The sequence below is a fragment of the Micromonospora sp. NPDC048986 genome (assembly GCF_040649335.1).
GTDB lineage: Bacteria > Actinomycetota > Actinomycetes > Mycobacteriales > Micromonosporaceae > Micromonospora > Micromonospora alfalfae.
Genome location: NZ_JBEZFJ010000001.1, coordinates 360073 through 378933, shown reverse-complemented (window position 1 = coordinate 378933; position 18861 = coordinate 360073). Strand labels below are relative to the sequence as shown.

The window sequence follows — 18861 nt, the reverse complement described above, 5'->3', positions numbered from 1 at the left end:
TCGTCGCCGGTCCGCACCGGTCCGAACCTGTCCGCCCTGTTTCGGGTGTTCGAGCGCGGGAAGGGAATTGAGGTACCCCCGGAGAGGAGATGTACCGAGATGGCAGCGACATTGCAGGGCAAGCGGATCGCCTTCCTGGCCGCCGACGGCGTCGAGGAGGTCGAGTACGTCCAACCACGTGAGGCGGTCGAGAACGCTGGCGCCACGGCCGAGCTGGTCTCGCTGAAGCCCGGTTCCATCCAGTCCTTCAACCACCTGGACCACTCCAGGACGTACGACGTGGACGTGACAGTCGACAAGGCCGACGTCGCCGGTTACGACGCGTTGGTGCTGCCCGGAGGGGTGGCGAACCCGGACTTCCTGCGGGGCGACCCGGACGCGGTGCGGTTCGTGAAGGCGTTCTTCGACGCGGGCAAGCCCGTCGGGGTGATCTGTCACGGCCCATGGACGCTGATCGAGGCGGACGTGGTGCGGGGCCGGCGGATCACCTCCTGGCCCACCCTGCGTACCGATCTGACCAACGCCGGAGCCACCTGGGTGGACGAGGAGTGCGTCACCGACGGCAACCTGACCAGCAGCCGCAAACCCGACGACCTCCCCGCCTTCTGCGCAGCGATCACCAAAACCTTCACCACCCCCTAACCCCACCCCCGCTCCACCCGGGTTGATCATGAAGTCATTACCCCTCGGCGCGGCGTGTCGTGGCAACAACTTCATGATCAACCCGGGTGGAGCGGGTGCGGCACCGGGTTGGTTTTTTGGTGGTTCGGCGCATGTTCTGCGGGTGGCGGGATAGAAGGGCACATGACCACCGAAGCCTCGGATGCGCCGGTGCTGAACCGTCAGCAGATCCGGCTGCTCATGTTGGGCCTGATGACCGGCATGCTGCTGGCCGCGCTCGACCAGACCATCGTTGGCACGGCGCTGCCAACCATCGTGGGCGAGCTGGGCGGGATCAACCACTACTCCTGGGTGGTCACCGCGTACCTGCTCGCCTCGACCGCGTCGACGCCGCTCTACGGCAAGATGGCCGACCTGTACGGGCGTCGGCCGGTCTTCCTCTTCTCGATCGGCACGTTCCTGCTCGGGTCGTTGCTGGCCGGGCTGTCGCAGAACATGACCCAGCTGATCGTCACCCGTGGTATCCAGGGTCTCGGCGCCGGTGGTCTGTTGACGCTCGCGTTCACCATCATCTCGGACGTGGTGTCACCGCGGGAACGTGGTCGGTACCAGGGCCTGTTCGGCGCGGTCTTCGGGATCTCGTCGGTCGCCGGGCCGCTGGTGGGCGGTTACTTCGCGGAGACCGACTGGCGGTGGATCTTCTACATCAACGTGCCGCTGGCGATCCTGGCCATCGTCGTCTGCTACCACGTGATGCGGTTGATCCCGTTCGAGCGTCGGGACCACTCGATCGACTGGCTCGGCGCCGGCCTGCTGGTCGCCGGGGTGAGTTCCCTGCTGCTCGCGTTGAGCTGGGGCGGTAACGAGTACGCCTGGGGCTCCGGCGTGATCATCACGCTGTTCGTGGTCGGCGCGGTGCTGGGGGTGCTCTTCGTCCTCCAGGAGGCCCGGGTGGCCGAGCCGATCCTGCCGCTGCGGCTGTTCCGGAGCGCCACCTTCGCGCTGGCCAACTCGGCACTGCTCATCATCGGTCTGGTGATGTTCGGTTCGATCATCTTCATCCCGCTGTACCTGCAGATCGTGAAGGGGGCCTCACCGACCCGAAGCGGTCTGCTGATGCTGCCGATGATGGCTGGCATCATCATCACCTCGATCCTGACCGGCCGCGCGATGACCCGGATCGGCCGCTACAAGTGGTTCCCGGTGGCCGGTTCGGTGACCCTCCTGGTCGGCATGTTCCTCTTCACCCAGTTGGAGGTGGCCACCTCGCTCTGGGTGGCGTTCGGGTACATGGTGGTGATCGGCGTCGGGCTGGGCCTGTGTATGCAGTCGCTGATCCTGGCGGTACAGAACGCGGTCTCGGTACGCGACCTGGGTGCCGGCACCTCCTCGGCGACCTTCTTCCGGTCGCTGGGCGGTTCGTTCGGGGTGGCGATCCTCGGCACGGTGCTCTCGTCCCGGCTGACCGGCGGGCTCGCCGACCGGTTGCCGGGCGCGATCGCGCAGCTCCCGCCGCAGGAGCAGGCCGCTGTCGCGGCGAGTGGCGGCGCCAACATCTCGATCAATGATCCGGCGACCATCCTGGCCCTGCCGGGGCCGGTGCGTGCGGCCATCCAGGGCGCCTTCGTCGACGCGCTGGACATGGTCTTCCTGACCGCCGGCCTGATCGCCATCGTGGCGGTGGTGGTCACCCTGACGCTGCCCAACACGCAGCTGCGGGGCGCCGGCCCACAGGGGGCCACAGGTGGCGCCGACCCGCTCGGCGGGGAGGCCCCGGCTCCGGGCGGCAAGCCGTTGACCCGCGAGTCGAAGGAGGAGGCCGCCGCCGACATGGAGGCCAAATCCCAGACGATGATCTGAGCGTCTCGACACCGACCGCCCCGGACCGCTTCGGGGCGGTCGGTGTCGGCCGGGCCGTAGGTGGTCAGGCGGGGCGGCGGTAGGCGCCGTACCACCAGGTCGCGGCCAACTCCCGGGCGGCTGCCGCGTCGGTCTCGGGGTCGGCCGAGGTCGTGCTGACGTGGTCGGCCAGGAAGCGGTCGCCGCCGACCACTATCAGCCGGCTGGCCGCTGTCACGTCCAGGTCGGCGGGGGTGCGCCCGGCCTGCTGCTCGATGCGGAGCGCGTCCACGGTGCGGGCCACGAACTGCTCCAGCCCGGCCGCCCAGTACTCCCGGACCGCCTCGTCGTACGCGGCGACCTCGCTGACCGCTGCGAGCACCGGGGCGTACGTCCGGTATATCCGGATCACGTCGGCGAAGACCTCGGTCAGCCGCGCGAGCGGGTCGCCGGGGCCGCCCGGGTCCCAGTCGCCGGTGCGATCGAACGAACTCTCCCGCATGGTGCCGGCGAGACGCATGAGCAGCTCGGTCTTGTCCCGGAAGTGGGTGTAGAAGGTCGACCGGGCCACGCCGGCCTCGGCGGCGATCCGCTGCACGCCGAGGTCGGTGAAGCGGATCCCCTCCTTCAGGAGCCGTTCGGTGGCCGCCAGCACCCGCGCTTCGACTGCCGCGCGTCCGTCGGGGTTGCGCGGGCGGCGGCGGGTGATCGAGGGCATAGCCGGAATCCTAGGTGGCTGGGGGTCGGCTGGGCGACGTACGCTCGTTGCCGGACAGAGTGTCCGACATAGTGACCACGGAGTGCCTGACCTCGGCCTCCGATCCACCACGAGGAGCGACACACGTGAAGTACCGACTGCTGGGCACCACCGGGGTGTACGTCTCGGAGATCTCGCTCGGCGCGATGACCTTCGGCGGTAGCGGGCACCCGCTCTGGGGCACCCTGGGTGGGTTGGCCCTGCCCGAGGTGCAGCGGCTGGTGGACACCGCGCTGGACGCGGGCGTCAACTTCGTCGACACCGCGGACGGCTACGGCGACGGCGAGAGCGAGGAACTGCTCGGCAAGGCGCTCGGCAAGCGGCGTCGCGACGTCGTACTGGCGACGAAGGTGCACTCCCGGACGGGCCCCGGCCCGAACGACGTCGGCACCTCCCGGCTGCACATCATGCAGAACCTGGAGGACAGCCTGCGCCGACTGGGCACCGATCACATCGACCTGTACCAGATCCACAACTTCGACCAGATCACTCCCATGGAGGAGATGCTGCGCGCGCTCGACGACGCGGTCCGGCAGGGCAAGGTCCGCTACATCGGCGCCGCCAACTTCGCCGCCTGGCAGATCTCCAAGGCGCTGGGTATCTCCGCCCGGGAGAAGTTGGCCGGGTTCGTCTCGGTGCAGGAGTACTACTCGCTGCTGGGCCGGGACGTGGAGCGCGACGTGGTGCCGATGGCGCTCAACGAGGGTGTCGGGCTGACCGTCTGGAGCCCGCTCGCCGGTGGTTTCCTCTCCGGCAAGGTCGGCCGGGACGGTGCCGTCGCCGACAGCGGCGCGCGCAGCGCCCAGCCCGGGTACGCCAGCTTCACGCCGTTCGACCCGGAGCACGCCTTCGGAGTGGTCGACGTGCTCAAGGGTGTCGCCGAGCGGCACGAGGTGAGCCCGGCCCGGGTGGCGGTCGCCTGGCTGCTGTCCCGACCGGCGGTGACCAGCGTGATCGTCGGCGCCCGCAAGCACGAGCAGTTGGTCGACAACATCGCCGCCTCGGACCTCACGCTGACCGAGCAGGACCTCACCGAGCTGGACGAGGCCACCAAGCTGCCCGTCGCGTACCCGAACTGGATCCAGGAAGGGTTCTTCGCCGGGATGCGCCACCCGCAGTAACGCGGCCCGGCCGACCTACTTGAGGATGAGCCTGTTGGTCTGCTCGAAGACGTCCAGGTCGGCAAGGGTCTCGATGACCGAGGTGGAGAGTGGGGCGGGAAACCGGTCGCGGGCGAAGAAGCCGGCGTCGGTGGTCTCGTCGGTGACCCGGGCCAACTGCCCGTCCCACTCCTCCACCTTGAACGCCGTCGTGAACACCTGGTACGTGTGGCCGTACATGTTGGTGCTCGTCCGGTCCGGCCCGGTGTAGAGGGCGAACGCGCAGACCCGCAGCGCGCGCAGCCCGGTCTCCTCCCGGACCTCGCGTACCGCGCAGTCGGCGATCGACTCGCCCAGCTCCATCGCGCCGGCCGGCATGGCCCACTGGCCGTTGTCCGAGCGTTTGATCAGCAGAATGCGTCCGGCGTCGTCGTTTACCACGGCACGGGCGCCGACGAACATCAGCGTCCGGTCCCCGGCGATCGCGCGCAACTGCCCCACGTATGAGTCGGCCCAGGAGATGCTCACCTGCGACAACTTACGGGGGTTCCCAACGTGTGACCGCCGACACTAGCTTGTTACCCATGCGTAGCACGATGATGGACGCCCCTCTGCAGATCTCCCGGATCCTCGACCACGGTGCACTGGTGCACGGCACGGCCGAGGTGGTCACCTGGACGGGTGCCGAATCCCGCCGGATGACGTACGCCGAGGTGGGCCGGGCCGCCGCCCGGCTGGCACACGGGCTGCGCGGCGAGTGCGGGGTGACCGGCGACGAGCGGGTCGCGACCTTCATGTGGAACAACAACGAGCACCTGGTCGCCTACTTCGCGGTGCCGAGCATGGGCGCGGTGCTGCACACGCTGAACATCCGGCTCTTTCCCGACCAGGTCGTCTACATCGCCAACCACGCCGAGGACCGGGTGGTCCTCGTCGACAGCACGCTCATCCCGCTGCTGGCCCGGGTGATCGGTGAGCTGACCACTGTGCGGCACGTCGTGGTGGTCGGCGGCGGTGACCCCGCGCCGCTGGTGGCGGCGGCCGGCGACCGGATCACCGTGCACCACTGGGACGCGTTGCTCGCCGACCGGCCCGACACGTACGACTGGCCCGAGGTGGACGAGCGCGACGCCGCCGCGCTCTGCTACACCTCGGGCACCACCGGCAACCCGAAGGGTGTGGCCTACTCGCACCGGTCGATCTATCTGCACTCGTTGCAGGTCTGCATGCCGGAGGGTTTCGGTCTCGGCCCGACCGACCGCGAGTTGGCCATCGTGCCGATGTTCCATGCCATGTCCTGGGGCCTGCCCTACGCGGCCTTCCTATCCGGCGCGTCGCTGATCATGCCGGACCGGTTCCTCCAGGCCGCGCCGATCGCCGAGATGATCGCCGCCGAGCGGCCCACCCTGGCCGGCGCGGTGCCGACCATCTGGACCGACCTGCTGGCCTACCTGGACACCCACGACGTGGACACCTCCTCGCTCGGTGAGGTGATCGTCGGCGGTTCGGCGTGCCCGCCGGCGCTGATGCACGCGTTCGACGAGCGGCACGGAATCGACGTCATCCACGCCTGGGGGATGACCGAGATGTCCCCGCTGGGGTCGGTCTCACGTCCACCCGCCGGTGCGACCGGTGAGCAGGCGTGGCGGTACCGCTACACCCAGGGGAGGGTGCCGGCGGGCGTGCAGGCGCGGATCGTCGGCCCGTCGGGCGAGCCGATGCCCGCCGACGGCACGGCAGTGGGCGAGCTGGAGGTCCGAGGGCCGTGGGTGACCGCCCGGTACGTCGGTGACGAGGCCCCGGACGAGGAGAAGTTCCGCGACGGCTGGCTGCGCACCGGCGACGTGGGCACCCTCTCGCCGGACGGGTACATCAACCTGACCGACCGCGCCAAGGACGTGATCAAGTCCGGTGGTGAGTGGATCTCGTCGGTGGAGTTGGAGAACGCGCTGATGGCCCACCCGGCGGTGCTGGAGGCGTGCGTGGTGGGGGTGCCGGACGAGCGATGGGACGAACGTCCGCTGGCCACCGTGGTGCTCCGGGAGGGCGCTTCGGTGACCGCCGAGGAGTTACGGGACTTCCTGGCCGGGTCGGTGGCGCGCTGGCAGTTGCCCGAGCGTTGGGCGTTCATCGACACGGTGCCGAAGACGAGCGTCGGCAAGTTCGACAAGAAGGTCGTCCGTTCGCGGTACGCCGAGGGTGAGCTGAGTGTCCGGGAGCTGACAGCCCCGTAACGTTTTCCCCGGCACTGTCGCCTGTTGGGGCGGGAGTACTCCTGAAACCCTCCCCAGGGGCGGCCCCGGCGTTCGCACCGCGCCGGGGCCGCCCGCTCCACGCGGGGTGACCCCGCACCGTCATTGTTGCGAAAATTGTTCGCTTCTGTCCTGCTGACGGGGAAATCGGGTTGCCGGCGACCCGATCAGGCGTCGCTGGTGCTGATGAGCACCTTGCCCACCGCCGAGTCCTCCACCGCCTGGTGCGCCGCGGCCGCCTCCGCCAACGGGTAGTAGTGCAGCGGCAGACCAGCGTCCGCGCCGACCCGGATGCCACCCTGGCTGGCCGCCGCCGCCACGTCCTTCACGCCCAGCGCCTTGGCCGCCTTCGGCTCCGTGTAGACCAGAACGAACTGCCAGCGGGCGTTCGGCGCCATCATCGCCCGGATCGGGATGGTCACCTCGTCCCCGCCGTTGTCGGCGTACATGCAGACCGCGCCGCCGTGGCGCAGCACCCGTACGTCGACAGCGGCGTTGCGGGCGGGGGAAACCTCCACGATCGTGTGGACCCCGTCGGGGGCGATCTTGTGGACCTCCTCGACCACGTCCTGCTCCCGATAGTTGATCACGAAGGAGGCGCCGGCCGAGGCCGCGAGCTGAGCCTTCTCCGCGCTGCTCACAGTGGCGATCACAGTAGCGTCGGCCCAGCGGGCGAGCTGGATCGCGGCGTTGCCGACAGCGCCAGCACCGCCCTGCACCAGCACCGTGTGATCCGCCAGCGCCCCGGCCCGCAGCGTGTCCGGCATGAACTCGCCAGCGGTCAGACAGCGGTGCGCGGTGAGGAACGGAATGCCCAGGGCCGCGCCCAGCTCGAACGCAGCGGCGCCGAGACGTACCGCCTGCCGAACCGGCACCAGCGTGTACTCAGCAGTCGTGCCCCACTGTCGCTGCCAGGCGGCCTCCCAGACCCACACCCGCTCACCGATCAGGTCGGGATCGACCCCCTCGCCGACCGCCTCGACCAACCCCGCGCCGTCCTGCCCGGGGATCTGCCATCCGTTCGGCGGGGCGTTGCGGCGGGACTTCCAGTCGGTCGGGTTGACCCCGGAGACCGCCATCCGCACCAGGACTTCGCCCGCGCCCGGCTCCGGCACCGGACGGTCGACCAGTTGCAGCACCGAACTGTCGCCGTTGCGCTCGTACACGATGGCCTTCATCAGTGGTCTCTACCCGGCTCGGCCCCTGTCAACCCAGCTCGTCCACCAACTCCGTGCTCAGCTCACCGATCGCGTTCAACGTCACCGCCGCCAGCCCGGCGGCGTCCGGGTCGAGCGGGTACGAACCGTGCGGCACCGCCACCACCCGCATCCCCGCCGCCGCGGCGGAACGCACCCCGTTGGACGAGTCCTCCACCGCCACGCACCGGTCCGGGGCGACGCCGAGGCGCTGCGCCACGCTCAGGTACACGTCGGGTGCCGGCTTGCCCCGCTCGGTCTGCTCGGTGGAGAGGGTGGCGCCGAACGCGTCGGTCAGGCCGGTCGCCGCCAGCGCCGCCTCGATCAGCCGGGTCGGCGACGAACTGGCCAACCCGAGCGGCCACCGCGCGGCCAGCCGGCGGACGACCTGGTCGGCGCCGTCGATGAGGGGTACGTGGTCCCGGTAGCGTCGGGTCATCTCCTCGACCACCTCGGCGGCGACCTGCTCGGCGGTGCGGTCGACGCCCAGCTCCCCGCTGAGGTAGTGCGCCCACTCGCCGGTGCTCATCCCCATGAGTCGGCGTTGCGTGTCCGGCTGCCACGTCCCGCCGTGCGCCGCCACGTACGCCCGGCGGACCTCCTCCCACACCGGTTCGGAATCCACGATCACGCCGTCCAGGTCGAAGACCACCGCATCAGTCACGGGCCCATCCTGCCCGACCGGCGGGGCCCCGGTCAGCCGGGCAACGCGGGCAGACCGAGCGGGCTGCCCTCGGGGAGCAGGGTGTGACCGGACCGGGCGATCGGCTCCAGCAGCTCCCGGAGCCGATCGGTGTCGTGGGCGCCGAGCGCCTGCCACGGGTGGGCGGCGGCCCGGTCGGTGGCGTCCTCGATGGCCTGGAACTCGGCTCGGGCGTGGTCGGTGGCCGCGCCGCCACCGGTCAGCCAGCCCCGTTCGGTGAGCCGCCCGCGGGCGGCGTGCCACTGCTCCTCGGACCAGCCCCGGCCCAGCAGGTACTGCGGCGGCGAACCGTCCAGCGCGACCCGCCCGGTCAGCGTCTCCACCGGGTCCAGGCCGGCGGCCACCAGCGCCGCCACGTGCCCGTCCCCCCGGTGCTCGCGCAGCGTGGTGGCGGCCTGCCAGAGCCGCGCCAGCGGGTATTCGCCGGCCGGGAGGGCGGCGTTGGCCGCGCCGAGCACCCGGCCGGCGGTCTGCGCCGCTGCCGCGGCCCGCTCCAGCAGGTCGGCGGCCTCCACCAGGTGCGACTCGGGTAGCTCGTAGGTCAGCTCGGCGAGCGCCTGCACGGCACCGGTCAGACGGGCGCGCAGCGCCTCCGGCGGGGTGGCCAACCGCCACACCGCCGGCAGCGCGCGGGCCACCATCGGCGGCGCGAAGTTGAAGAAGGCGGCGACCACCGGGGCCGCCTCGGTGGCCCCCAGCGGCGCGGCCCGGCCGGCGAAGTAACCGCGCCAGTAGCCGCGTAGCCCGACCGCCTCGTACGCGGCCCGAGCCCGGGGGTGCAGGTAGGTGACGGTGTGCACCGGCTCGAAGTACGCCCACATCGACCGGGCGGTTCGCCCAGGCTCGTCCAGCGCCGTCACATGCACCTCCGCGTCCCGGTTCCGGATGCTCACCCCGGGCGGCGAACCGCCCGGGGTGACGCCGAACCTACTGCCGCTGGGTGACGGGCCGGAAGCCCCATGTGAACAACTCCATCGCGTCCCGGCGACAACCGGGACGACCCGGACAGGTCACTGGGCGGCGATCACGTCCACCACGAAGCGCAGCGGACCGGTGGGACGTCCACCGGCGGCGGCCTCGTCGTTGCCGTACGCCAGCTCGCCCGGGATGTCGAGCTGCACCCGGCTGCCCACGGTCACTCCGACCAGACCCTGGTCCCAGCCGGGGATGACCTGGCCGACGCCGATCGGGAAGGTGGCCGGCTGCCCGCCCTTCCAGGAGGAGTCGAACTCCTTGCCGTCCTTGTAGAACACCCCAACGTAGTTGGTGGTGATGTTCTGACCCTTCTGCACGGCCGGACCCTTGCCCTTGATCAGCGGGGTGACCGTGAGCTTCTTGAGGTCGCCAGTGCCCGGCGTCACCGTCGGCTTGGTCTTCAGCGCCGGATCGGCGTCGGCGGGCAGCTGCGGCGCAGGCGGCGCGCCGGCCTCGTCCGGGGCCGGGGCGGAGGCGGACGGGGACGAGTCAGCCTGGGTCTTCGGCTTGTCGTCACCCCCGCCGATCGTCACGAAGACGCCGATCAGCACCCCGACCACGGCGACGGCGGCGAGGCCGCTGGCCCACGCGTTGCGCTTGCGCCTCGCGTCGGCGGCCTTCTTCTCCGCCAACTGGGCGGCCAGGCGGCGCCCCGACTTGGTTGCCGGGCTCTGGTCCGGGCCCGTCTGCTGCGTCCGCTCGCTCACGTCGTCGACTCCCTGCTGCGAAGTGTGGCCGGCACCCGGTGCCGGGGGGAAAGCCGACGCACACGGTACCCGCACCGCGGCCTACCGTGCCCGCCGCCGACGCCTCGGATCGCCCAGCGCGACAGTTCCGGGGCGTTCTTGGGCGGTTATTCCGGGACGACCATGAAGTCGGTCACGAACGACGTGATCCGTCCGTCGACGGTACGGCCGATCCAGGTGCCGTAGCAGCCGTCGCCCCAACCGGTGGTCACGGTGACGACGTTGGCGCCGCTGGCCTCGTCCAGGACAGCGGTGATCAGGCCCGGGACCGGGGACGAGGGGAGCTTGTCGGGGATGAAAACCTGCTCGACCCGGTCGTAGTCCCAGCCTTCCAGCACACTGAGCGCTGTCGGGTCGGCGAGGGTGCCGGTGCCAGCGTCCACCCCGTACCCGAAGTAGTCGTCCGCACCGAGCGTGGCGACGTCCTGGTCGCCCGCGACCGCCGGTTCCCAACGTATGGTCGGCTCGTCGGAGACGACCAGCTGAAACGCGGCCACCCGCCGGTCCACCTCGGCGTCCTCCCGGAGCACCACTGCCACCCAGGCGCGGGCGGCGTACCGGCCCGGCGGGACCGTGACAGTGAACGGCTCGCCCTCCGGGCAGACCAGCGGGTCACACCCGACCACCTGGCCGGTGGGCAGCACGACGTCGCCCGCCGGGTGAACCTCGATCAGGTATCCGCCGTGCTGGTCGGTGTAGCGGGCGCCGGGCGTCAGTAACCGGTCCAGATCAGGGGTGTACGGCATGGGGGCTCCTCCGGTCGCCAGCGGCCGGCGGAGCGTACCCGGCGAGGCGGACACCGCCGCCGCTGCCGTACGGTCAGGCGCTCTTGCGGGGTGCTGTCTTGCGCGCGGCGGTCTTCTTCGCCGGCTCCGCCTTCTTCGCGGGGGTCTTCTTGGCGGCGGTCTTCTTCGCCGGCTCGGCCGCCTTCTTCTCGGCGGTCTTCTTCGCCGCTGTCTTCTTCGCGGGCGCCTTGGCCGCCTTCTTCTCGGCTGCCTTCTGCGCGGACCGCGCCGACGAGATGGGCGTCGGCTCGCCGCCGCCACCGCCGCGGGCGGGCTGCTCGCCGCGGGCCGCCTTGGCACGCTCCACCGAGGCCTTCAACGCCGCCATCAGGTCCACCGCCGCGGCCGGGGCCTCCTCGACCTCCTCCGGCTGGACGACCTCCCGACCCTCCACCTTGGCGTCGATGACCTCCTGCAACGCGGCCCGGTAGTCGTCGGTGAAGACGTCCGGCTCGAACTCGCCGGTCATCGAGTCGATCAGTGAGCTGGCCATGGCCAGCTCCGGCGGGCGCACCTTGAGGTCCTCGTCGAGGAAACCGAAGTCCGGGGTACGGATCTCGTCCGGCCAGAGCATGGTGTTGAGCAGCAGCACACCCTCGCGGACCCGCAGCGTGGCCAACTGCTCCCGCTGGCGCAGCGCCACCTTGACGATGGCCACCCGCTCCGAGTCGGTCAGCGCGTCACGCAGCAGCACGTACGGCTTGGTCGCCGCGCCCTCCGGCTCAAGGAAGTACGCCTTGTTGTAGAGGATCGGGTCGACCTGTTCGGCCGGCACGAACTCCAGCACGTCGATGGCACGGGAACTGGTCAGCGGCAGGTCGGCGAAGTCCTCGTCGGTGAGGATCACCATTTCGCCGCCGCCGATGTCGTAGCCCTTGGCGATGTCGTCGTAGGTGACCTCTTCGCCGCAGACCGAGCAGGTGCGCTTGTAGCGGATCCGGCCGCCGTCCTCGCGGTGCACCTGGTGGAACCGAATGTCCTTCTCCTCGGTCGCGGAGTAGAGCCTCACCCCGATCGAGACGAGCCCGAACGACACGGCTCCCTTCCAGATGGCACGCATCCTGCGCTCCCTTCCCCGGTATCGACCATGCTCGCATCCGAAAGAACCGGACGCGAGGTGTTCGGGCTGCTACTACAGTCGGGTCGTGCCCGGCGCGCCGCTCAAGCCGATGCTCGCGATGACCGGGCCGCTCCCGGCGGGTGACGGCTGGGCGTACGAGTTCAAGTGGGACGGCGTCCGCGCCCTGGCCGACATCTCAGGTGGCGGTCAGCACCTTTATGCCCGTTCCGGCGTGGAGATCACCGCCGCGTACCCGGAGTTGGCCACCCTGCCCGAGCAGGTCGACGACGCGCTGCTCGACGGTGAGGTGGTGCTGCTCGGCCAGGGCGGGCAACCGTCGTTCACAGCGCTGGCCGAGCGGATGCACGTCCGGGACCGGGCCAAGGCCGCCCGGCTGGCAGCGGTCATGCCGGTGACGTACATGATCTTCGACCTGCTCCGGTTGAACGGTGACGACCTGACCGGCTGGCCGTACGAGCGCCGCCGGGAGGCGCTGGACGCGCTCGCGCTCGGTGGCCTCCGGTGGGCGGTGCCGCCGATGTTCGCCGACGGGCCGGCGACCTACGAGGCGGCCGGTGAGCACGGCCTGGAGGGGGTGATGGCCAAGCGGGTCGGGGCCGTCTACCGCCCGGGGGTGCGCTCACCGGACTGGGTGAAGGTCAAGCTGGAGGTGACCGGCGACTTCGTCATCGGCGGTTGGCGACCGGGCGCGCGCCGGATCGGCGGGCTGCTGGTAGGGGTGCCCGGCCCGGACGGTCGACTGATCTACCGGGGTCGGGTCGGCGGCGGGATCGGCGCGGCCATCGAGCGGCAGCTCCTCGCCGAGCTGGAGCCGCTGCGCTCCGGCGTGTCACCGTTCGCGCCGGGGATGCCGCGCGAGGATGCGCGGGGCGCCATCTGGGTAACACCCCAGGTGGTGGTGGAGGTGAAGTACGGCCAGCGCACCCCCGACGGCCGGCTGCGCTTCCCCCGGGTGCTGCGGTTGCGCCCGGACAAGCCTCCGGAGGAGGTCGACGATGCCGGCTGAGCGGCTACGGGTGGACGTCGAAGGTCGTGCGCTGGAGTTGTCCAACCTGGACAAGGTGCTCTACCCGGCGGCCGGGTTCACCAAGGGTGAGGTGATCGACTACTACACCCGGATCTCCCCGGTGCTGCTGCCGCACCTGCGGGACCGGCCGGTCACCCGGATCCGCTTCCCCAACGGGGTGGACGACAAGTCGTTCTTCGAGAAGAACACGCCGGCCGCGACCCCGGACTGGGTGCGGGTGGAGAACCTGCCGGCGCCCGGGTCGACGAAGGGCCGGGAGACCATCGACTACGTGGTCGCCGACGACCTGCCCACCCTGGTCTGGCTGGCCAACCTGGCGGCGTTGGAGCTGCACACACCGCAGTGGAAGGTGGGTGCGCACCCGGACATGATGGTGGTCGACCTGGACCCGGGCCCGCCGGCCGGGCTCGCCGAGTGTTGCCCGGTGGCGGTCCTGATGCGCGACCGCCTCGCCGACGACGGCATCGAGTCGTACCCGAAGACCTCCGGCAAGAAGGGCATGCAGCTCTGCTGCCCGATCGCCGGCACCCAGTCGTCCGACAGCGTCTCGGACTACGCCCGGCGGATCGCCCAGGAGTTGGAGAAGGCCCACCCGAAGCTGATCGTGTCGAAGATGGCGAAGAACCTCCGACCGGGCAAGGTCTTCATCGACTGGAGCCAGAACAACGCGGCGAAGACCACTGTGGCGCCGTACTCGCTGCGGGCCCAGTCGGTGCCGTCGGTGTCGACGCCGTTGACCTGGGACGAGGTCGAGGCCGGCGCGCGCGGCCGGAAGCCGGCCGTCCGCCAGTTCACCGCCGCCGAGGTCCTGGCCCGGGTCGAGGAGTACGACGACCTGCTCGGCCCGCTGCTCGACGGCGGCCCGGAACTGCCCACCCGCTGACGGGCGCGCCGTGTTGTCGGGGGGCGTCAGCTTGCGCCGACGGGATCAGCGGGCGAGGCACGGCGCAGCCGCCACCAGGCGCCGCCGATCACTGCGACAGTGATGACGGTGACCGCGACGTCGCCGGCCAGGGCCGCGGCCGGGCTCGCCGGGGAGTATGGCGGCACCAGGTACGCGAACGCGGCGGCCATGACCAGGCCCGCGGTGCCGGCAACAAGCACGTGCCGCTGCTCCCAGCCGTTCTGGGACGACCAGTACGCGACAAGCCCTCCGGCGACGGCGGAGAGCGAAAGCGCGATGATCGTCCCCGGCCAGCCGGGCGTCAGGTCGGAGCCGAGGCGGACGAGGACGACGGGTAGGCCGACCCAGAGTGGGTGCGGTGCCCGACGGGCCCGGCGCGGGCGAGGGTGACGCCAGCGGGGCAGCACTGCGACAGCGACCAGGGCGAGGACCACCACGGCGGCGAAGGCCAGTTGGAGCGGGCTGGCCAGGAAGCCCTTCCGGCCGCTGCTGTCGGAGAAGATCAACAGGCTGCCGAGCAGGTAGAGCACGCCCACCACGGCGAGACCGGGCCGGCCCAGCCACGGCCGTAGCCGCCGTTCCGGCCCGAGGAACGACTCGATGAGCACTATCGGCGCGCAGATCGTCAGCACGATGTGGTTGCCCACGTAGTCGAACGCCTGCCGGAGGCTGAAGTCGAGCCCCGGCACCAGCGTCGCCTCTGCGGCGGCCCGGGTGTCGGCGTACTGGGTGTCGTCGAGGAAGTCGCCGTTGAACAACGACTGGTCGACCAGCCCGGCCTGGAGTACGCCGAACGCGGCGGCGAGCAGCACTATCGTCGGCCAACCCGCGCCGAGGCGGCGGGCGGTCTCCCGGATCAGGAGCGCCGCGCCGCCGTACATCGGGCCCAGGAAGATCAGCACCGGGAGGAAGTCGTCGATGGCGAAGCCACCCCACGAGCACTCGGCCGCCCACGGCGCGAGCAGCAGCAACGCGATCACCGGCAGGAGCCGCCGGCGCAACGGCAGGCGGCCAGCGTCGGCGGGGTTGTCGGCGGCGGGATGGTCGGCGGTGACGGGGTCGGGTCCGGTCGGCATCGGCGCTCCTCGGCGGCGTCTCGGGGATCGTTCCCCGCACACTGCGCGAGCCACCCGGTCACCCGATACGGCCATCGGCCGACGACCGGTGCGACCAAAGTCGTTGAGTACTGTGATGCCGACGTCGACCCGGGGAGCGTGGAGATGCAGCCAACCGTCACGGCCAACCTGGCGGCCCGGCCCGTCGAGGCCGAGCGTCCGCTGCTCAGCTACCGCGACGAGGCGACCGGCGAGCGTGTCGACCTGACGGCACAGCAGGTCGGCCAGTGGGCGGCACGCAGCGCGAGCCTGCTGCGGGACGGCTGCCGGCTCGGCCCCGGCAGCCGCGTAGCGGTCCTGCTGCCGCCGCACTGGCGTACCGCCGCTGTGTTGTTGGGCGCCTGGGCCTCGGGCCTGGCGGTGTCGTTCCGACCGCGCGCAACGGCGGGCCTGGCGGTGCTCGAACCGGGCGGCGACCGGCCGTTCGACGCGGTCTTCGTGACGCCGGAGCGGCAGGACGACTGGCTGGAGGACGTGCCGGACGCGCCGCACCGCTATCTCGTCGGCACCGGGCCGGGACGGCTGGACGACGTGCCGTTGGGCTGGTTGGACTGGTCCGCCGAGGTGCTCCGGCACGGCGACGGCACGCCCGACCACACTGCCATCCACCCGTCGGACCCGGCCACCGCTGACGGCACCACCTACGGTCAGTGGGGTGCGCTCGCCCAGGAGTTCGCCACGATGCTGGACCTGCGCGCCGGCGACCGCCTGCTGGTCGACGCCGCCGAGACCGAGCAGCCGCTGAAGTGGTTGCTCGCGCCACTCTCGGCCGGCGCGTCAGTGGTGATCAGCGCCAACCTCGACCCGGCGCGGCGGGACGCGGTAGTCGTCGCCGAACAGGTGACCCGCGTCCTCTGAACCCCGCCGGAGCGGCCCAAACAGCGCTGGCCGATCCGGTTCCGTTACATCGCCATCTGCCCTGCTCAGAGGGTCTTTTGTCGATGCCGTCGGCGTGTTCTCATACCCGAACAGCGACGTCATCGACACCGCACCGTCTCCCTCATCGAAAGGTGCACCGATGCGCAGAAGACCGACCTTCCGACTGGCGGTCCTCACCGCCACCGCCGCGACGATCCTGGCGTCCGGCGGTGCCTCCGGGGCACTCGCCACGGCCGCGCCAGCGACCGCCTCCCCGTCCGTCACCGCGTGTGAGCCGGGCACCGACGCGCACAGCGCGGCCCGGGTGGCCGAGGGCGCCGCCGCCCAGGAGCCAGCGCTGTACGCCACGAACGAAGCCAAGGCCTACGGCGTGATCAAAGACGCGCCGCGGCTGCCGAACGCCAGCGTCACGGTGCCGACGGTCTTCCACATGATCTCCGACCATCCGCTCACCGCAGCCGAGACGACCAGGTGGAACACCCTGATCGCGGCACAGATGAAGGTGCTCAACGACTCGTACGCGGGCCGTACGGCGGCGGACGCCTCCGACACCCCGTTCCGGTTCTCGCTCGTCGACACCACGTGGACGGTGAACAGCGCCTGGTACACGGTCGAGCCGGGCAAGAACGAGCGCGACATGAAGAAGGCGCTCTACACCGGTGACTCCCGCACGCTGAACGTGTACGCGGCCAACATCGGCGGCGGCCTGCTCGGCTGGGCGTACTTCCCGAAGGGCTACAACAACGGCCGCGACTACATCGACGGCGTCGTCATGCTCGACGAGTCGATGCCTGGTGGTACGGCCGGCAAGTACGCCCTGGGTGACACGCTGACGCACGAGGTCGGGCACTGGCTGATGCTGGAGCACACCTTCGCGCACGGCTGCTCCGCGTCCGGCGACTTCGTCGCGGACACCCCGCGTGAGGCGGCACCGCAGTTCGACTGCCCGGTCGGCGCGGACACCTGCACCGCACCGGGGCTCGACCCGATCCACAACTTCATGGACTACACGCAGGACTCCTGCATGGACATGTTCACCGCCGGTCAGGCGGACCGGATGAGCGACGCCTGGGTGGCGTTCCGGGCCGGCGGCGGCAAGTAGGCACAGCGCCGGAAGCCTTCGCGGACGCGGTCCTCCAGGTCGCGGTCGGCGGCCTCCGCTGATGGTCGGCGTGCCCGGTCCAGGGTCGGCTGATCCCGGACCGGGCGCGCCTCCCGTTCAGTCGAACGCGGCGGCGAACATGCCCGGCTGGTACGAACCGCCCCGCTGGTGCACGATCACGGCGAGCCGGTTGGCCGCGTTGATCAGGGCGACGAGGGCTACCAGCGCAGCGATCTGGTCGTCGTCGTAGTGCTTGCGCGCCTGAGCCCAGGTCTCGTCGGACACGCCCTGGGAGGCGTCGGCGAGCCGGGTGCCCTCCTCGGCGAGTGCCAGCGCCGCCTGCTCAGCCTCGGTGAAGACGGTTGACTCGCGCCAGGCGGCCACCAGGTTGAGCCGGACCGCGCTCTCACCGGCCGCCACGGCGTCCTTGGTGTGCATGTCGATGCACCAGCCGCAGCCGTTGATCTGGCTTGCCCGCAGCGACACCAGTTCCTGCGTGGACCGCTGCAGCGACGAGCGCTGGATCACCTGGCCGGCGTTGGCGAACCGCTTGAAGAAATTCACGGCGGTCTCGTTGTCGAGCATGTTGAATCGGGCGCCCATGGTTCCGTCCTTCACTCGCGTTGTTCGATCGGACGACCATGAGATGCCGGCCCTCCCCGTTCTGTGACGGCGCGGCAGTCGTGACGACCGCCACAGGCCACCGGTGTCACAAACCCGGCGGGTCCGGCACCTGATGGGTGACGCAGTCGAGAGCGAACAGGAGTCACCCATGGTGGGCACGCCGCAGACCGTTGCCGACGACGATCGCCCGGACCGGGCCACCGAGGCGTTCCTCGCCCACCGCAACCTGCTCTTCACCGTCGCGTACGAAATGCTCGGCTCGGCCGTCGACGCGGAGGACGTACTCCAGGAGACCTGGCTGCGGTGGGCGGGCGTCAACCTGGGTGCGGTCCACGACCAGCGCGCCTACCTGGTCCGCATCACCACCCGGCAGTCACTCATCCGACTGCGGACCCTCGGTCGCCGCAAGGAGTCCTATGTCGGCTCCTGGCTGCCCGAGCCGCTGCTCACCGCACCTGACGTGGCCGAGGACATCGCGCTGGCCGACAGCGTCTCGATGGCCATGCTGCTGGTGTTGGAAACACTCGCGCCGACCGAACGCGCGGTGTTCGTGCTGCGCGAGGTGTTCGACCTGGGGTACGACGAGATCGCCGAAGCCGTCGACAAGAGCCCCGCCGCAGTCCGCCAGATCACCCACCGCGCCCGCGTGCACGTCGCCGCGCGCCGGACCCGCCAAGTCGTTTCCGTGGCCGAGTCCCGGAGTGCGCTCGACGCATTCCGGCGGGCCGTCGAGACCGGTGACCTCCAGGGCCTGCTCGACATCCTGGCGCCGGACGTCGTCCTGCTCGGCGACGGCGGCGGCGTCAGGCAGGCCGTCCCGCGGCCCATCTTCGGCGTCGACAAGGTGGCTCGTCTGCTGGCCGGCGGGTGGAGCAAGGTTCCGGGCGTCACCTCGCTGCGGCCGGCGCAGGTCAACGGCCACCCTGCACTGGTCGTGCACCTCGACGGCGAGCTGGACACGGTCGTGGCCCTGCGCATCGACGACGGCCTCGTCACTGGGATCTACGCCGTGCGCAATCCCGCGAAGCTGTCACACATGGAGCGGGAGACCGTCCTGAGCCGCTGAACCCCGCCCCGGCTTGGGAGGGCGCGTGCACGTCCGCGTCCGCGTGGCTGTCTCCCGGTGAGGAACTATGGACCTGATGGCTCGGGCTG

General features: G+C 70.8%; 19 protein-coding genes. 9 read left to right on the top strand and 10 right to left on the bottom strand.

The genetic code is table 11. The features are described 5' to 3' along the window. Window positions 1-99 precede the first annotated feature (99 nt). On the top strand, window positions 100-642 hold the full coding sequence (locus tag AB0B94_RS01730; protein WP_357267253.1) for a type 1 glutamine amidotransferase domain-containing protein: 543 nt from the start codon (window positions 100-102) through the stop codon (window positions 640-642). A gap of 162 nt (window positions 643-804) precedes the next feature. Beyond that, window positions 805-2481: an MDR family MFS transporter gene (locus tag AB0B94_RS01725; RefSeq protein ID WP_357267250.1), complete on the top strand. Its 1677-nt coding sequence runs from the start codon at window positions 805-807 to the stop codon at window positions 2479-2481. A 64-nt stretch (window positions 2482-2545) separates the two neighbouring features. Here AB0B94_RS01725 and AB0B94_RS01720 read toward each other — a convergent pair whose 3' ends face one another. Further along, complete coding sequence (locus AB0B94_RS01720; RefSeq protein ID WP_357267247.1) at window positions 2546-3178, bottom strand: TetR/AcrR family transcriptional regulator; 633 nt, start codon at window positions 3176-3178, stop codon at window positions 2546-2548. Between the two features lie 125 nt (window positions 3179-3303). Between AB0B94_RS01720 and AB0B94_RS01715 the strand changes: the two genes are divergently transcribed. After that, a complete protein-coding gene (locus tag AB0B94_RS01715) occupies window positions 3304-4338 on the top strand; it encodes an aldo/keto reductase (RefSeq protein ID WP_357267244.1) in 1035 nt (344 codons plus the stop codon). Between the two features lie 15 nt (window positions 4339-4353). On the opposite strand, the gene AB0B94_RS01710 is transcribed toward AB0B94_RS01715, so the two are convergent. Beyond that, window positions 4354-4845 carry an NUDIX domain-containing protein gene (locus tag AB0B94_RS01710; RefSeq protein ID WP_357267241.1) on the bottom strand — a complete coding sequence of 164 codons (492 nt, stop codon included), beginning with the start codon at window positions 4843-4845 and terminating at the stop codon, window positions 4354-4356. A gap of 71 nt (window positions 4846-4916) precedes the next feature. On the opposite strand from AB0B94_RS01710, the gene AB0B94_RS01705 reads away from it, so the two are divergent. Then, window positions 4917-6551 (top strand): fatty acid--CoA ligase, encoded by a 1635-nt coding sequence (locus tag AB0B94_RS01705; RefSeq protein ID WP_357268381.1) that lies wholly within the window; start codon window positions 4917-4919, stop codon window positions 6549-6551. Between the two features lie 185 nt (window positions 6552-6736). On the opposite strand, the gene AB0B94_RS01700 is transcribed toward AB0B94_RS01705, so the two are convergent. From AB0B94_RS01700 to AB0B94_RS01675, 6 genes are all read right to left on the bottom strand, one after another. Then, window positions 6737-7747 carry an NADPH:quinone reductase gene (locus tag AB0B94_RS01700; RefSeq protein ID WP_357267238.1) on the bottom strand — a complete coding sequence of 337 codons (1011 nt, stop codon included), beginning with the start codon at window positions 7745-7747 and terminating at the stop codon, window positions 6737-6739. A 28-nt stretch (window positions 7748-7775) separates the two neighbouring features. After that, complete coding sequence (locus AB0B94_RS01695) at window positions 7776-8429, bottom strand: HAD family phosphatase (protein ID WP_357267235.1); 654 nt, start codon at window positions 8427-8429, stop codon at window positions 7776-7778. A 32-nt stretch (window positions 8430-8461) separates the two neighbouring features. Beyond that, window positions 8462-9289: a hypothetical protein gene (locus AB0B94_RS01690; RefSeq protein ID WP_357268379.1), complete on the bottom strand. Its 828-nt coding sequence runs from the start codon at window positions 9287-9289 to the stop codon at window positions 8462-8464. 189 nt (window positions 9290-9478) lie between these two features. Beyond that, window positions 9479-10150 carry an FKBP-type peptidyl-prolyl cis-trans isomerase gene (locus AB0B94_RS01685; protein ID WP_357267232.1) on the bottom strand — a complete coding sequence of 224 codons (672 nt, stop codon included), beginning with the start codon at window positions 10148-10150 and terminating at the stop codon, window positions 9479-9481. 146 nt (window positions 10151-10296) lie between these two features. Continuing rightward, entirely contained in the window at window positions 10297-10935 is a 639-nt protein-coding gene (locus AB0B94_RS01680; protein ID WP_357267229.1) for a DUF4241 domain-containing protein, read from the bottom strand. A gap of 73 nt (window positions 10936-11008) precedes the next feature. Then, complete coding sequence (locus AB0B94_RS01675) at window positions 11009-12034, bottom strand: Ku protein (protein WP_357267226.1); 1026 nt, start codon at window positions 12032-12034, stop codon at window positions 11009-11011. An 85-nt stretch (window positions 12035-12119) separates the two neighbouring features. On the opposite strand from AB0B94_RS01675, the gene ligD (AB0B94_RS01670) reads away from it, so the two are divergent. Together ligD (AB0B94_RS01670) and ligD (AB0B94_RS01665) are read left to right on the top strand one after the other, a co-directional pair. Beyond that, window positions 12120-13061, top strand: a complete 942-nt coding sequence (gene ligD, locus AB0B94_RS01670) for a non-homologous end-joining DNA ligase (protein ID WP_238668857.1) — start codon at window positions 12120-12122, stop codon at window positions 13059-13061. After that, on the top strand, window positions 13051-13965 hold the full coding sequence (gene ligD / locus AB0B94_RS01665; RefSeq protein WP_357267222.1) for a non-homologous end-joining DNA ligase: 915 nt from the start codon (window positions 13051-13053) through the stop codon (window positions 13963-13965). The genes ligD (AB0B94_RS01670) and ligD (AB0B94_RS01665) overlap by 11 nt, the downstream gene beginning before the upstream one ends. Before the next feature lie 26 nt (window positions 13966-13991). Here the strand turns inward: ligD (AB0B94_RS01665) and AB0B94_RS01660 are convergent, their stop codons facing one another. Then, window positions 13992-15062: a hypothetical protein gene (locus AB0B94_RS01660; protein WP_357267219.1), complete on the bottom strand. Its 1071-nt coding sequence runs from the start codon at window positions 15060-15062 to the stop codon at window positions 13992-13994. 144 nt (window positions 15063-15206) lie between these two features. Here AB0B94_RS01660 and AB0B94_RS01655 point away from each other — a divergent pair, with 144 nt between their 5' ends. Further along, window positions 15207-15959, top strand: coding sequence for a TIGR03089 family protein (locus AB0B94_RS01655; protein ID WP_357267216.1), 753 nt, complete (start codon window positions 15207-15209; stop codon window positions 15957-15959). A 160-nt stretch (window positions 15960-16119) separates the two neighbouring features. Continuing rightward, entirely contained in the window at window positions 16120-17082 is a 963-nt protein-coding gene (locus AB0B94_RS01650; RefSeq protein WP_357267213.1) for a zinc metalloprotease, read from the top strand. 117 nt (window positions 17083-17199) lie between these two features. On the opposite strand, the gene AB0B94_RS01645 is transcribed toward AB0B94_RS01650, so the two are convergent. Then, on the bottom strand, window positions 17200-17685 hold the full coding sequence (locus AB0B94_RS01645; RefSeq protein ID WP_357267210.1) for a carboxymuconolactone decarboxylase family protein: 486 nt from the start codon (window positions 17683-17685) through the stop codon (window positions 17200-17202). 169 nt (window positions 17686-17854) lie between these two features. On the opposite strand from AB0B94_RS01645, the gene AB0B94_RS01640 reads away from it, so the two are divergent. Then, complete coding sequence (locus tag AB0B94_RS01640) at window positions 17855-18772, top strand: RNA polymerase sigma-70 factor (RefSeq protein WP_357267207.1); 918 nt, start codon at window positions 17855-17857, stop codon at window positions 18770-18772. Window positions 18773-18861: the final 89 nt, after the last annotated feature.

Excerpts from the sequence above, each read along its gene's own strand:
- AB0B94_RS01730 (WP_357267253.1), top strand. The coding sequence starts at position 100 with ATGGCAGCGACATTGCAGGGCAAGCGGATCGCCTTCCTGGCCGCCGAC.
- AB0B94_RS01725 (WP_357267250.1), top strand. The coding sequence starts at position 805 with ATGACCACCGAAGCCTCGGATGCGCCGGTGCTGAACCGTCAGCAGATC.
- AB0B94_RS01720 (WP_357267247.1), bottom strand. The coding sequence starts at position 3,178 with ATGCCCTCGATCACCCGCCGCCGCCCGCGCAACCCCGACGGACGCGCG.
- AB0B94_RS01705 (WP_357268381.1), top strand. The coding sequence starts at position 4,917 with ATGGACGCCCCTCTGCAGATCTCCCGGATCCTCGACCACGGTGCACTG.
- AB0B94_RS01700 (WP_357267238.1), bottom strand. The coding sequence starts at position 7,747 with ATGAAGGCCATCGTGTACGAGCGCAACGGCGACAGTTCGGTGCTGCAA.
- AB0B94_RS01690 (WP_357268379.1), bottom strand. The coding sequence starts at position 9,289 with ATGTGGGCGTACTTCGAGCCGGTGCACACCGTCACCTACCTGCACCCC.
- AB0B94_RS01680 (WP_357267229.1), bottom strand. The coding sequence starts at position 10,935 with ATGCCGTACACCCCTGATCTGGACCGGTTACTGACGCCCGGCGCCCGC.
- AB0B94_RS01675 (WP_357267226.1), bottom strand. The coding sequence starts at position 12,034 with ATGCGTGCCATCTGGAAGGGAGCCGTGTCGTTCGGGCTCGTCTCGATC.
- ligD (WP_357267222.1), top strand. The coding sequence starts at position 13,051 with ATGCCGGCTGAGCGGCTACGGGTGGACGTCGAAGGTCGTGCGCTGGAG.
- AB0B94_RS01660 (WP_357267219.1), bottom strand. The coding sequence starts at position 15,062 with ATGCCGACCGGACCCGACCCCGTCACCGCCGACCATCCCGCCGCCGAC.
- AB0B94_RS01655 (WP_357267216.1), top strand. The coding sequence starts at position 15,207 with ATGCAGCCAACCGTCACGGCCAACCTGGCGGCCCGGCCCGTCGAGGCC.
- AB0B94_RS01650 (WP_357267213.1), top strand. The coding sequence starts at position 16,120 with ATGCGCAGAAGACCGACCTTCCGACTGGCGGTCCTCACCGCCACCGCC.
- AB0B94_RS01645 (WP_357267210.1), bottom strand. The coding sequence starts at position 17,685 with ATGGGCGCCCGATTCAACATGCTCGACAACGAGACCGCCGTGAATTTC.
- AB0B94_RS01640 (WP_357267207.1), top strand. The coding sequence starts at position 17,855 with ATGGTGGGCACGCCGCAGACCGTTGCCGACGACGATCGCCCGGACCGG.